Source organism: Microbacterium album (genome assembly GCF_014643695.1).
GTDB classification, from domain to species: domain Bacteria; phylum Actinomycetota; class Actinomycetes; order Actinomycetales; family Microbacteriaceae; genus Microbacterium; species Microbacterium album.
In genome coordinates, this window is sequence record NZ_BMJY01000005.1 from 1 (window position 1) to 12,845 (window position 12,845).

A 12,845-nucleotide genomic window follows, 5' to 3' on the forward strand; every position below is an offset into this window, starting at 1 on the left:
CGATGTCGTCACCCGGGTTCACCGGCTCCGCAGCCGACACCGTCGGCGCGTACACCGTCACGTCGTCCGTCGCAGACAGCGCACCCGCCGACGTCCCGGTCAGGACGTAGTCGGTACCGGCCGGGGTGCCCGAAGGCACCGCGATCGAGGCGGTCGCGGGGACGTTGCCCTCCGCGTCCGTAGTGATCGTCGTCGTGGCGACCACGTCGCCCGCGGCGTCCTCGAGCGTGACCTCGACCGTGGCGTTGCCGGGCCAGCCCGCGCCGCTCAGCGGAGCGGAGGCACCCGCGTACACCGGGTCACCGGCCGCGATGGTCAGGACGGGCTCGGCCGCCGCGGACCGCACCGTCGAGGACGCGAGGTCCAGGTCGAGGGCGTCGAGGCCGGGCAGCAGCTCCAGGCTGAGCGCGTTCACGGTGAACGACTCGGCCCCCAGGTACCCGGGGGTGGGCTGCTCGTTGATCGTGATCTCGACCACCTGGTTCAGCGCGCCGAAGACCGGGCTCAGCGACGCCAGGAGCGGATCGATGACGCCGTTCAGCGTGCCCGTCAGCGTGCCGAGGGTGTTGGTCAACGGCGTCGAGAGCGCGCCCAGGACCGTCCCCACGGGGGTCGTGAGCGCACCGGTCACCAGACCTGCGAGCCGGTCGATCGAGAAGATGCCTCCCAGCAGCGAAAGGCTGGGGTCGATCGTCGGAGCGGTCCCGGCGAGCAGTCCGCCCACGCTGGTGCTGATCGTGACGCTGCCGCTCGCGATCGGGATGCCCAAGCTGACCTCGACCGGGAGGACGATCGTGAGCGTGATGTCGTTCAGAAGGCCCGTCGTGCCCGTGACGAGCTGGCCCACCACGGTGCCGAGCACCTCGGTCAGGGCGCCCGTGATCTGCGAGGCCGTGCCGCTGTCGAGCAGGAGCGTGTTGGGGTCGAGACCGTTGAGGCTGCCGCCCGCGACGAGGTTCTCCAGGTGGACGATCACCTCGCCCGTCGAGAAGTCGACCGTGACCAGCCCGTTCCCGCTGGTGACGGGACCGCCGAGGACGTCGTCGACGAGCGAGGCGATACCCGCTTCGACGCCCGTGACATTGACGGTGCCGCCCGCGATGCTCAAGCTCGCTATCCCGAGATCCAGGTCGACGAGGTCGACGATCTGGTCGATCAGGCCGCCCCCGGAGAGCGTCGTCTCGATCGCGCCGGCTACACCGTTGAGCTGAGTCGAAAGCGCAGCGGACAGGCCCGCCACGAGCGGGCTCGAGAGTCGCAGATCCGCGCCGGCGATCACGTACTCGGACGACGGCACGCCGGCGGTCGACGTCGCGGTCGACGCGAGCGCGCCGAGCTCCAGCGCGAGGTTGTCGATGATGTTGTCCGTGACGGCGTCGACCCCGACCTGCGCGAGCAGGTCCGTCAGGTTGACCGTCGCCGGCCCGAGCGCGCCGGGGTTCGCGGGGTCGAGCGCTATCGCGCCGTCAGCACCGACGGCACCCGCGCTCGCGGTGGAGCTCGTGGCGGAGGGAGAGGCGGCGAACGCGTTCAGCGCGCCGACCTCGCCCAGGTCCAGCAGGCCGGGGCCGCCGGGCGAGCTGACGAGCGGGAGCGTGAGCGCGCCCAGCTCGACGTCGAGGGCGCTCAGTGCACCCAGGTCGAGCGCGTTCGAGTTGGGACCGGCGTCGCTCGGGAAGCCGCTCTGGGCTCCGACCGCGTCGAGGAGCTCCGCCTGCAGCAGGTCGGAGGCGATGAGCTGGGCCTGGGCCTCGGAGTAGTCGCCGGGCGCGGCGTAGGCCGCACCTCCGGCGACCAGGCTCGCGGTGGTGGCGGCGGCGATGGCCGTCACCCCTGTGCGAGAGAAGACCCGCGACGCACCTCTGCGTCCCGGGGGTACCGCTTGCGCGGTTCTCGTTGTGGTGTGCATTTCTCCCCATCGGTTAGCGGACAACAAACGACATTCGGGGTGCGGGGGTGCACCCCGGCGTCCGCGCCAGTATCTCGGACTACTGAGCTACCGTCCAGCTAAAATGCAGATATCTCTCAATGTTGAGATTCCGCCCGGATCGGCTTGCGCTCGGAGAACGACCAACAGCGCAGCCGACAGGCGAAACAACACGACGCCGCACACGCACGTCCCCGTGCGTCATCGGGCGGCGCTCGCGTCCCCCGAAGCCTGGGGACGTCGCGGGTCAAGCCTCGGCGATGACCGCCAGCACGGCGTCGCCGTAGGCCTCGCGCTTCTTCGCCCCGATGCCGGTGATCCCGTCGAGGTCGGCGAGGGACGCCGGTCGCCGCTCCGCGAGGGCGCGCAGGGTCGCATCGCCGAAGACGATGTAGGCGGGCACCCCCTGCTCGCGCGCCTGCTCCGCCCGCCAGGCCCGCAGCGCCTCGAACAGCGGCCGATGCTCGGGCGCGAGTGTCTCGGCCGCGGCCTGCTTGCGGGGCGCGCTCGCGCGCGAGCCGCGTCCCATGGTGTCGCGACGCAGCGGCACGGGGGTCTCACCCCGGAGCACGCCGGCACTGGAGTCGCTCAGCGCGAGCGTGCCGTACTCGCCCTGCGCCACCAGCAGCCCCCGCGCGAGGAGCTGCCGCACCACGCTGCGCCAGTCCCGCTCCGACAGGTCGGCGCCGATGCCGTACGTCGCGAGGGAGTCGTGGCCCATCCTGCGGATCCGCTCGGTCGACGCCCCGCGCAGGATGTCGATCAGGTGGCCCGCCCCGAACGCCTGGTTGCGCTCGCGCTTCAGACGCACGATCGTCGAGAGGAGCTTCTGCGCCGCGATGAGCCCGTCCCAGGTCTCGGGCGGCGTCAGGCACGTGTCGCAGTTGCCGCACGGCTCGGAGTGCTGGCCGAAGTACGCCAGCAGGTTCTGCCGCCGGCATCCGACCGTCTCGCACAGCGCGAGCATCGCGTCGAGGTGCTGGCCCTGGCGCTGCTGGATCGCACGGTCGCCGGCGCCCTGCTGGATGAGCCGCCGCTGCTGGACGACATCGGCCAGGCCGTACGCCATCCAGGCCTGCGCGGGAAGACCGTCGCGCCCGGCGCGTCCCGTCTCCTGGTAGTAGCCCTCGACCGACTTGGGCAGGTCGATGTGTGCGACGAAGCGGACGTCCGGCTTGTCGATGCCCATGCCGAACGCGATCGTGGCAACGACCACGACGCCGTCCTCGCGCAGGAACCGGGACTGATGGCGCGACCGCGTCGCCGCGTCCAGACCCGCGTGATACGGGATCGCGTCGATCCCCTGCCCGGCGAGGTAGCTCGCGGTCTGCTCCACCGAGTTCCGGCTGAGGGCATAGACGATCCCGGCCGATCCCTCCGGCTGGGATCGGATGAAGGAGAGCAGCTGCGCGCGCGGCTCCGTCTTCGCGTCGATGCGGTAGCGGATGTTCGGGCGGTCGAAGCTCGCAACGAAATGGCGGGCCGCCGGCAGGCGCAACCGCTCCGTGATCTCGCGGTGGGTCGCCGGCGTGGCCGTCGCGGTGAGCGCGAGGCGCGGCACGCCCGGGAATCGCTCGGCGAGGCCCCCGAGGGCCAGGTAGTCGGGACGGAAGTCGTGGCCCCACTGCGACACGCAGTGGGCCTCGTCGATCGCGATGACGCTGAGCGTGCCGCGCTCGAGCAGCCGCAGCGTCGCCTCCCCGCTGAGACGCTCCGGGGCGACGTAGAGCAGGTCGAGCTCGCCGGCGACGTACGCGCGCTCGACGCCCGCCCGCTCGTCGGGGGACTGGGTGGAGTTCAGGAACGCCGCGCGCACGCCGTTGGCGACGAGCGCTTCCACCTGATCGTGCATGAGCGCGATGAGCGGTGAGACGACGAGCCCCGTGCCCTCCCTCACGAGGGCCGGCACCTGATAGCACACGCTCTTGCCGCCGCCGGTCGGCATGAGCACGACCGCATCGCCGCCGCCGACGACGTGGTCGACGATCTGCTCCTGGTCGCCTCGGAAGGAGTCGTAGCCGTAGACGGTCTTCAGCGCCTCGCGCGGCGTCGCGTAGCGCGACGACCTCACCCCGGCCGCCGGAGCCGCGCTCGCCAACGCCCGCTCGCCGGGGGGAGCGACGTCCCCATAGGGGTCGAAGGGGGGCTCATAGGGGTCGAAGGGAGGCTCGTCCTCGGGCGGGGGGCCGTACGCGTCGTCGTACGGCGTCCAGTCGCCGGGGCCGCCCTGGTCGTCGGCTCCGGCCGGCGCCCACGACCCCCGGCTCGGCGGGGGGTCGGCGGGACGGGAGTGCACGCACCGAGTCTAGGCGGGGCCCGCGACACGGGGGCGGCCGCCCCCGACCGGATGTGGACAGGCCCGCACGACCATGGGAACGATGTCCGGGCGCTGGCGCGCCGGGCCTGACCGCCGTAGCGTGAAGTCACCGACGGAAGGAGCCGCGCATGGCAGATCTGAAGGTCACCCGCAACGACGAGGCGGCCCGTTACGAGCTGCGGATGTCGGACGAGACCAGGACCGACACGCTCGCGGGCTTCGCGGCCTTCGAGCAGGGCTCGGGCCGCGTCCGGTTCACGAGCACCGAGATCGATCCCGCGTTCCGGGGGCAGGGCCTCGGGGAGACGCTCGCGTCCGAGGCCCTCGCCGACGTCGCACGCCGCGGCGACACGATCGTGCCGCTGTGCCCGTTCATCGCGTCCTACCTGCGCGAGAACGAGGTCGCGGGCGCGATCGTGGAGTGGCCCGACGGCACGCCGCTCGACTCGGCCACCCAGGGCGAACCGCCGGCATGACGCGGTACGACGCCGACACCACGAACTGGGACGCCGCGACCGAGCGGTGCGACGGCCCGCGGGAGCTGCTGCTGCCGCCGCGCGAGGTGCCGCTCGGCGGCGTCCGCGCCATGGCCGTCAACCGATCGCTGCCGCAGCGCGACCTCCCCACGGTCGGCGCCTGGTGCTTCTTCGACCGCTTCGGACCGCAGGAGACGGTCATGCGCGTCGAACCGCACCCGCACATCGGGCTGCAGACGGTGACGTGGCCGCTCGTCGGGGAGGTGCGGCACCGCGACAGCATCGACCGCGACGTGACGATCAGCCGCGGCGTGCTCAACATCATGACCTCGGGCCGGGGGATCTCCCACTCCGAGTACTCGGTGGGTGACGACCCGGCCCCGCTCGACGCGCTCCAGCTGTGGGTCGTCCTGCCCGAGAGCCGGCGGCACGGGGAGCCCGACTTCGAGCGGCACGCGGACCTCCCGACGATCCATCTCCCCGCCGCAGCGGGGGCGGACGCGACCGCGACCGTCGTGGTGGGAGAGTTCGCGGGCATGACCTCGCCCGCGACGATGCACACGCCCATCGTCGGCGCGGAGGTGGTGCTCGCGCCGGGCTCGCGCGTGCGCCTGCCGTTCACGCGGGAGTGGGAGTACGCCATCGCCGCGGTCGAGGGGGATCTCGTCGTGCACGCGGGCCGCGACGGCGAGCCCACGCCGCTGGACATCCTGGATCTGCTGTACCTGGGCGTGCACCGCGACGGCGTCGAGGTCTCCACCGCGGAGGGCGCGATGTTCTTCCTGCTCGGCGGCGAGCCGTTCGAGGAGGAGATCGTGATGTGGTGGAACTTCGTCGGACGCGATCACGACGAGATCGTCGTCGCCCGGGAGGAGTGGGAGGCCGGCAGCGATCGCTTCGGCCATGTCGTGACGCACGGCGATGAGCGCGTGCCCGCCCCGCCCCTCCCCCACGTGAGGCTCACGCCGCGCCGCCGGCGCGTCTGACGCGGGCCTCTCGACGACGCCGTCGTAGCGCCGTACGCCGTCCCGGGGGCCGCGCCAGACGGCACGACCCCCGGGACGGTCAGGAAGGGACGATCAGGACGCCGGGTAGGCGGCCGTCTTGACGACCGTCACGGTCTCGCCGTCCACGACGCCGGTCGCCGTGACCGATGCCGTGCCGGCGGCGACCGTCGCCGCGCGCGAGTTGAAGGCGACGCTCGCCGACGCACCGGGGCGGACGGCGGCGAACCTCTTGGTGCCGAAGTCCGTCACGACGGTCAGCTCGACGGGCACCGGCGAGTTGTTCGTCGACACGACCGTCACGTACTGCGTTCCCGCGATCACCCGCGTCTGGCTCGAGACGGCGACATCGAGATCCGCCGCAGGCTCGGCGATCGCGAAGTCGATCCGCACGGGGGCGGACGACCGCGTGCCGAGCGCCTGCACGAGCTCGAGCTCGTGCGAGCCGGCGCGCAGGCCCTCGGTCACCTCGAGCTCCCACGTGCCGTCGGCCCGCACGACGGTCTCAGCACCGCCGAGGTCGGCGGCCACGCGGGTCTCCGACGCCGCGGGCGCGAGGCGCACCTCGGCACCCGGGAAGCCGGTGCCGGCGAAGCGGACGGAGCTCACATCCGCGGCGAGCGTGCCCTCGGGCGCCTCGTCGACCGTGAAGCCGCTCAGGTCGGCGCGCTGCGTCAGCCACTCGTCCGGCGTGGTCGGGCGGTCGATGATGCGCGTCTCGCCGATGCAGCCGTGCCAGCCGTTGCGCGCGGCGTCATCGACCCAGTCGGCACCGAGGATCCAGGGCATGCCGGGGTCCGCGGCCATGCCGGCGGTGTTGATCGCGTTGCGCAGCACCGGCGCCCCGTCGACGTACATGGTCGTGGTGCCGGCATCCGCGTCGTTCACGATCGCGACGTGCGACCACGAGTCGACCATGATCTCGCCCGACCAGTTCACGCGGTCGCCGCGCGAGGCCTGCGCGGGGATGCTCGTGAACTGGAACTCGCGCAGGTTCGAGATGCCGAGCGCGGTCGGGGACGCGGTGTAGTCCCACTGCGACCACGGAGCGCCGATCTTGGAGCGGTTGCCCGTGCGGACCAGCGCCTTCGACCATCCGTTGTCGGCCGCGTTCCAATCGGCGTCCATCTTCACGAACGTCTCGATCGTGTAGCCGCGCGTGAGATCCGCGTCGTTGATCGCCGCGTCGGCCGCGGTGGTCAGGTAGCTGAAGCGCGAGCCGGACGAGTTGTCGAAGCACACCGCCGCGGCGTCCGAGGAGAACCCGTGCACGCCGGCCTTCTCGATCGTGACGTCCTCCCAGACGGCGCCGACCGCGTTGGTGTCGGCGGGGGCCACGCGCGTGAGGTCGTTGCCGCCGACGACGTCGGGCACGACGGTGTCGGGGCCGACCACGTCCTCCAGGCCGTTGAAGCGCCAGTGGGCGAGCGTGCCCTCCACCGCGGGGTAGTCGAGCACGTTGCCCGGCGCCTCGGTCGTGATGGGGTCGGGACCGGTGAATCCGTCCAGCAGGATGTCGCGCGCGAGCTGCGTCAGCGACGGCTCGTCCGGCGAACCGGCGGTGAACTCCGGGGCGAATCCCGAGAAACGCTCACGGAAGTCCAGGTCCAGGGTGAACCGCTGGTGCTGGCCGTCGAGCAGCGGCTGGTCGTAGCTGGTGAGGGTCTCCCGCGGTTTGAAGACGACCCAGGGCGAACCCGTCTCGAGCGAGAGCGTGTTGTTCGTGAGGTCGAACTCGAACAGGCCGAGGTATCCGTTCCCGCCCTCGTAGGCCATCTGGTAGTCGATCAGGACCTGGTGCACGTCGTGCCCGAAGTCGTTCTTCTTGACCTGGCGGGTGGCCCCGTGGAAGTGCCCGTTGAGAGTCAGGAAGATCTGGTCGTTGCCGCGGATGAGCTTGTCCCACATCCGCTCGCTCTCGCGCGACTCGACCGGCGACACCTGGTCCGCGCCGATGCCGAGCAGGGCGTGCGTCGACAGGATCACGGGCACCGTCGGGTGCGCGTCGATCACGCTCTGCGCCCAGGCCAGCGTCGCGTCCGAGGAGTTCCACGCGATGGCCAGCGACATGAACTGCTGTCCCTCGGCCTCGAAGATGTGGTATTGGCTGAGGCCGGTCGGGTCGCTGCCGCGGTAGGTCGACTGCTTGGCGGCGCGCGTGGGACCGAACCACTGGTTGAACGGCTCGTTCGCCGGGTTGAGCTGCGTGTCCAGCACGCCGCTGTTGGTCACGTCGTGGTTGCCGGGGAGGATCGAGTACGGCAGCGGCGCGTCGTCGAGCGTCTTCATCGCCCGGTCGGCCGCCTCCCACTCGTGGCGCGTGCCCGCGCGGTCGACGATGTCGCCGAGGTGCGCGACGAACGGGATGTGCAGGGCCTCGGCGTTCTCCGCCAGCCATGCGGTCTGCACGGCGAACGGGTCGGTGCCGTAGCGGGGGACGAACTGGTCCGGGGAATAGCGCGCGTAGAACTGGGTGTCGGGCAGAACGGCGAGGGTGAACCGCGACGCGAGGTCGCTGTCGGCGGCCGACGGCGTCGGTTCGGCGGACGCGGAGACCGCGCCTGCGGCGAGCAGCCCGGCCGTGAGGCCGGCCGTCGCCGTGGCGGCGACGCTGCGACGCAGAATGCGTCGCCAGGTGTGGGACTTGGTTTCCACTTTGCTCCATCTCGGGGTGGGAGAGGCCGGCACAGCGAGTCCTGCGTCGGCGCTCGGGTGCACTCGCACGCTCCCTCCCGCTGATGTCGCCGAGGTAACGCGTAGCCGTCCGGCGGATGTCGGGTGGCCGAACGGCGCTCGGTAGGATCACCCGGGGAACGACCGGCCGCCCGCGCCGCGCGTCGCGAGATGCCCTAGGCTCGGCGCATGGCGCGCACGCGGCTCGACACCCGCACCCTGCTGGTGTGCGCCGCCATCGGCGTCGCCACGGGCCTCCTCGGAGCGGCGGCGGGCTGGATGACACTGGCCGTGCTGGCGGCGGTGCCGATCGCGTACGGCTTCGTCCTCGGCTCCCACGTGCTCCCGGGAGTCGTCGCGCAGTGCATCCTGCGGCGCCCGGGCGTCGCGCTCGTCACGCACGTGCTGGCCGCGCTCGTCTCGAGCGCGTTCGCCCCCGTCTACGTGTGGCAGTTCCTCGGTACGGCGCTGCTGTTCGGCGGCATCCAGGAGGCTTCGGCGGCCCTCGGGCGCTACCGCTCGTGGTCGGTGGTGCGGCTCGTCCTCACCGCCGTGGCCATCGGAGCCCTGGTCGCGGTCGTGGTCGCGTTCGCGGCGGACCTGGAGCGGATGGCGCCGTGGGCGCAGGCCGTCTACCTCGTGCTCGCGGTCGCCGGACCGGTGTCGTGGAGCATCGCCGGAATGGCGATCGCAGCCGCCCTTCGCCGCGCCGGGGTCGGCGAGCCGCTTCCCTCCCACCGCCCGAATCCGGGCGGGAAGGTGAGGCGATCCTAAGTCGCTCGTACTAGGTTAGGCGCGTGCCCCCGGTCGACGCGCCCGCCCTGCTTCGCCTGGACGCCGTCTCGCTCACGCACCCCGACGCCGTCCGGCCGACGCCGCGCGACGTCTCGCTCGAGGTGCATCCGGGCGAGGTCGTGCTCCTGCTCGGCCCGAGCGGCTCCGGCAAGTCCACCCTCGCACTCGCGCTCGACGGGCTGATCCCCCACGCCCTCCCCGCCAAGCTCGACGGCACGATCTCGGTGGACGGGATCGACACGGCGGACAGCACGGTGCCCGAGCTCAGCACGCGCGTGGCCATGGTCTTCCAGGATCCGGACGCGCAGCTCGTGACCGGCACCGTGCTCGACGAGGTCGCCTTCGCACTCGAGAACCTGAGGCTGCCGGTCGACGAGGTGCTCTCCCGCACCGAGGCGGCGCTGCGCCGCATGGGGCTGTGGGACCGCCGCTCGTGGAACCCGGATCGGCTGTCGGGCGGCGGCCGTCAGCGGCTGGCGATCGCGTGCGCGCTCGCGATGGGATCGCCGCTGCTCGTGCTGGACGAGCCCACCGCCAACCTGGACCCCGTCGGGATCGAGGACGTGTACGAAGCGCTCGCCGACGTGGTCGCGCAGGGCGATCGCGCGATCGTGCTCGTCGAGCACAATCTCGACGCCGCCGTGAGCCTCGCGACGCGGGCGGTGGTGCTCGACGCCGTCGGAGGGGTCGTGTTCGACGGCCCGGCCGCGGAGCTGCTGCGCACCCACGCGGAGACGCTCGCCGCGATGGGCGTGTGGCTGCCCGCGGCGACGATCGCTGCCCTCCGGCTGCGCGGCGAAGGACACCGCCTCGATCCCCTGCCCCTCACGCCGGCGCAGTTGCGGGATGCGCTCGCGGCGGATCCGGACGCCGACCGGGCGACCTCCCTGCTGCTGAGTCCCGCGGAGGCGCCGGCCGCGCCTCCCTCCGGCGCGCCGCCGCTCGTGCGGGTGCGCGGGCTGACCGTGACGCGGCAGGGCGCGCCCGTCCTGCGCGGCGTGGATCTCGACATCCCCGCCGGGTCCTTCACGGCCGTCGTCGGGCCGAACGGCGCCGGGAAGACCACTCTCGTGCAGGCGATCGCCGGCGTCGCTCCGCCCCCGCGCGGAAAGGTCCTGGTGGCGGGGACGGACCCGGGCGGCGCGGCGGCCCGCGACCTCGCGGCGCGCATCGGGTTCGTCTTCCAGAACCCCGAGCACCAGTTCGTCGCGCACACCGTGTTCGACGAGCTCGCGCACGGGCTGCGCCTGCGGGGCGTCCCCGAGCCCGAGGTGAGGGCGCGCGTGACGGACATGATGGACCGCTTCGGGCTCGCCGACCGCGCCGATGCCCACCCGTTCCTGCTCTCCGGCGGCCAGAAGCGCCGCTTGTCCGTGGGCACCGCCCTGATCGCCGAGCCCGACGTCCTGGCCCTCGACGAGCCGACGTTCGGGCAGGATCGCGCTCGCGCCGCGGAGCTGCTCGGGCTCCTGCGGCAGCTGCACGCCGTCGGCACCACCGTGGTGATCGTGACGCACGATCTCCAGCTCGTCGCCGACTACGCGACGCACGTCGTGGTGGTCGCCGACGGCCGGATCGCGGCGACCGGCGCGACGGCCGAGATCTTCGCCGACGGGCGCGTGCTGGAGCGCGCGGGCCTGCTGCTGCCGCCCGTGCACCGCGCGCTGCGTGCGCCGGTTCCGGCGCGGGCGCTCGGCGGCGCGGGAGCGCCCGCGGGACCCGGTCCGTCCGGGCCCGGCGCCCCCGCGGCGGCAGGGCGGGAGGCCGGGACAGCCATCCCCGAGACCAGGCCCGACCCCTATGCGGAACGGCCGACGGCACCCGCGTGGCGCTTCCTGCACCACCTGAACCCGCTCGCCTCGATCGCGGCCGTCGCCCCCGCGATGCTGCTGCTGGTGTTCACGCGGGATCTGGCCACGCCGCTGACGATGCTCCTGATCGCCGCGGCGATCCTCGTGATCGGAGCCCGCCTGCCCCGGCGGCTCGCGCTCGGGCTGCTCGTCGGCGTTCCGCTCGGCATCGCCGCCGTGGGCACCGGCTTCTCGCTGTGGGTCGACCCCGCACAGGTCGCCGACACCGCGGCGCTGCTGCACGTGGGCGGTTGGACACTGCACGTCGGGGCTTTCGCGATCGGGATGGCGACGGCGCTCCGGCTCGCCGCGATCGTCCTGCTCGCGGTCCTCAGCGGCGCGGCCACGAACGGACCGGAGCTCGTGCGCGCGGCCGTCCAGCATCTGCGCGTGCCGTACCGGATCGGCTACGCGGCGCTGGCCGCGTTCCGTTTCGTGCCGCGCTTCGGGCACGAGCTCGACGTCATCCGCTCCGCGCACCGGGTGCGCGGCCACCGCTCGGGATCGGGCCCCCTCGCCCGCCTGTCCCGCGGCTGGGGGTACATCGTGCCGCTCCTGGCGAGCGCCATCCGGCACGCGGAGCGGGTCGCGCTCGCGATGGACGCGCGCGCGTTCGGCGCCCATCCCACGCGCACGGAGCGGCACCTCGTGCCGCTGCGCGCCCGCGACCTCGTGTTCGTGCTGCTCTTCTGGGCGGTCACGGTTCTCGTCTTCGCGCGTCTCCCCTGATCCCCTGATTCCCCGAAAGGACACCGCCATGGCCGCGTCGAGCCGGCTGATCAAGCCCGATCGTCAAGAGCTGCTGCGCCTGACGGTGCGGCGCACGGAACGGCTCTCGCCGCACTGGATGAGGGTCACGCTCGGCGGCGGCGAGATCGACGGTTTCCGCCCGATGGGCTACGACCAGTGGTTCCGCATCTTCCTCCCCCTCAGCGGGGAGGAGGGCCTGGAGCGCATCCCCGCGAAGGCCAACCGGCTCCTCGGGTACCTCAAGTATCTGCGCATCCCGGACGGCGTCCGACCGGTGATGCGCAGCTACACCGTGCGGCACTACCGTCCGGACAGCCCGGAGGGCGGGCCCGAGCTCGACGTCGACTTCGTCCTGCGGGGGCGCGCCGCCTCCTCGTGGGCGAGCACGGCTGGGACAAGAACGCCGTGAGCTTCGTCGGGTACTGGCGCGCGGGATCGGCGTCCCCCGCACCGAAATCGGCACGCGCGGCGGCGGGGGGCACGGCATGAGGCGCGTGTCCACGGCGTACCTGCTGACCTGCGCCGCGATCGGCGTGGCGGGCGGGCTCCTGCTCGCCCCCGCGAACTGGGTCTCGACCGTGCTGTTCGCCGCCGCCCCGTTCGCCTCGGTCGCGATTGCGGGTCTGTGGATCCTGCCCGCCGTGGTCGCCCTGCGCCTCTTGCAGCGGCCGCTCGCGGGGCTGCTGACCGGCCTGATCTCGGGCCTGGTGATCGTCCCGTTCTCCGGTTACGGATTCGCCAGCGTGCTCACGAACCTGTGGTGGTCGCTGTTCCCGGAGCTGGCGTTCCTCGTCGTGCTGTGGCGGTTCTGGCGGACGTGGCAGCACTACGCCGGAGCGATCGCCGTCGGCATCGTCTACCCGCTCGCGGCCGGCGCCTCGTTCGGACTGGAGACGATGACCCTCGTCGCCCGCGTCGGCTTCTTCGCGCTCACCACCGCGAGCTGCGTCGCGGCGACCGCCCTCGGCATCGTGATCGCCGACCGCCTCCGGCGCGCGGGCGTGGCCGCCACGGTGAGGCCGCGGGGTCGCCGCACGCCGGGAGGATAGAACG

The 12,845-nt window shown here is 72.7% G+C and carries 9 protein-coding genes; 6 read left to right on the forward strand and 3 right to left on the reverse strand.

Features of this window, described 5'->3' with window-relative positions; all coding sequences use genetic code 11:
- Nucleotides 1-1,831, reverse strand: a 1,831-nt coding sequence (locus tag IEX37_RS07515; protein ID WP_188755650.1) for a choice-of-anchor G family protein, incomplete at its 3' end; no start/stop codon positions are given.
- Between the two features lie 343 nt (nucleotides 1,832-2,174).
- A complete protein-coding gene (recQ, locus tag IEX37_RS07520; protein WP_188755651.1) occupies nucleotides 2,175-4,223 on the reverse strand; it encodes a DNA helicase RecQ in 2,049 nt (682 codons plus the stop codon).
- 149 nt (nucleotides 4,224-4,372) lie between these two features.
- On the opposite strand from recQ, the gene IEX37_RS07525 reads away from it, so the two are divergent.
- Together IEX37_RS07525 and IEX37_RS07530 are read left to right on the forward strand one after the other, a co-directional pair.
- Nucleotides 4,373-4,720: a GNAT family N-acetyltransferase gene (locus tag IEX37_RS07525; protein WP_188755652.1), complete on the forward strand. Its 348-nt coding sequence runs from the start codon at nucleotides 4,373-4,375 to the stop codon at nucleotides 4,718-4,720.
- The gene (locus tag IEX37_RS07530) at nucleotides 4,717-5,706 is read left to right on the forward strand and encodes a pirin family protein (RefSeq protein ID WP_188755653.1); all 990 of its coding nucleotides are present in this window, start codon (nucleotides 4,717-4,719) and stop codon (nucleotides 5,704-5,706) included. The genes IEX37_RS07525 and IEX37_RS07530 overlap by 4 nt, the downstream gene beginning before the upstream one ends.
- Nucleotides 5,707-5,799: 93 nt before the next feature.
- Here IEX37_RS07530 and IEX37_RS07535 read toward each other — a convergent pair whose 3' ends face one another.
- A complete protein-coding gene (locus tag IEX37_RS07535; protein WP_229663141.1) occupies nucleotides 5,800-8,379 on the reverse strand; it encodes a LamG-like jellyroll fold domain-containing protein in 2,580 nt (859 codons plus the stop codon).
- 207 nt (nucleotides 8,380-8,586) lie between these two features.
- Between IEX37_RS07535 and IEX37_RS07540 the strand changes: the two genes are divergently transcribed.
- The 4 genes from IEX37_RS07540 (at nucleotide 8,587) to IEX37_RS07555 (ending at nucleotide 12,841) form a co-directional block, all read left to right on the forward strand.
- Complete coding sequence (locus IEX37_RS07540) at nucleotides 8,587-9,171, forward strand: ECF transporter S component (protein WP_188755655.1); 585 nt, start codon at nucleotides 8,587-8,589, stop codon at nucleotides 9,169-9,171.
- Between the two features lie 23 nt (nucleotides 9,172-9,194).
- Nucleotides 9,195-11,771 (forward strand): energy-coupling factor transporter ATPase, encoded by a 2,577-nt coding sequence (locus IEX37_RS16100; protein WP_188755656.1) that lies wholly within the window; start codon nucleotides 9,195-9,197, stop codon nucleotides 11,769-11,771.
- A gap of 28 nt (nucleotides 11,772-11,799) precedes the next feature.
- Nucleotides 11,800-12,201: a siderophore-interacting protein gene (locus tag IEX37_RS07550; RefSeq protein WP_188755657.1), complete on the forward strand. Its 402-nt coding sequence runs from the start codon at nucleotides 11,800-11,802 to the stop codon at nucleotides 12,199-12,201.
- A 76-nt stretch (nucleotides 12,202-12,277) separates the two neighbouring features.
- The gene (locus IEX37_RS07555) at nucleotides 12,278-12,841 is read left to right on the forward strand and encodes an ECF transporter S component (protein WP_188755658.1); all 564 of its coding nucleotides are present in this window, start codon (nucleotides 12,278-12,280) and stop codon (nucleotides 12,839-12,841) included.
- The last annotated feature ends 4 nt before the right edge of the window (nucleotides 12,842-12,845 follow it).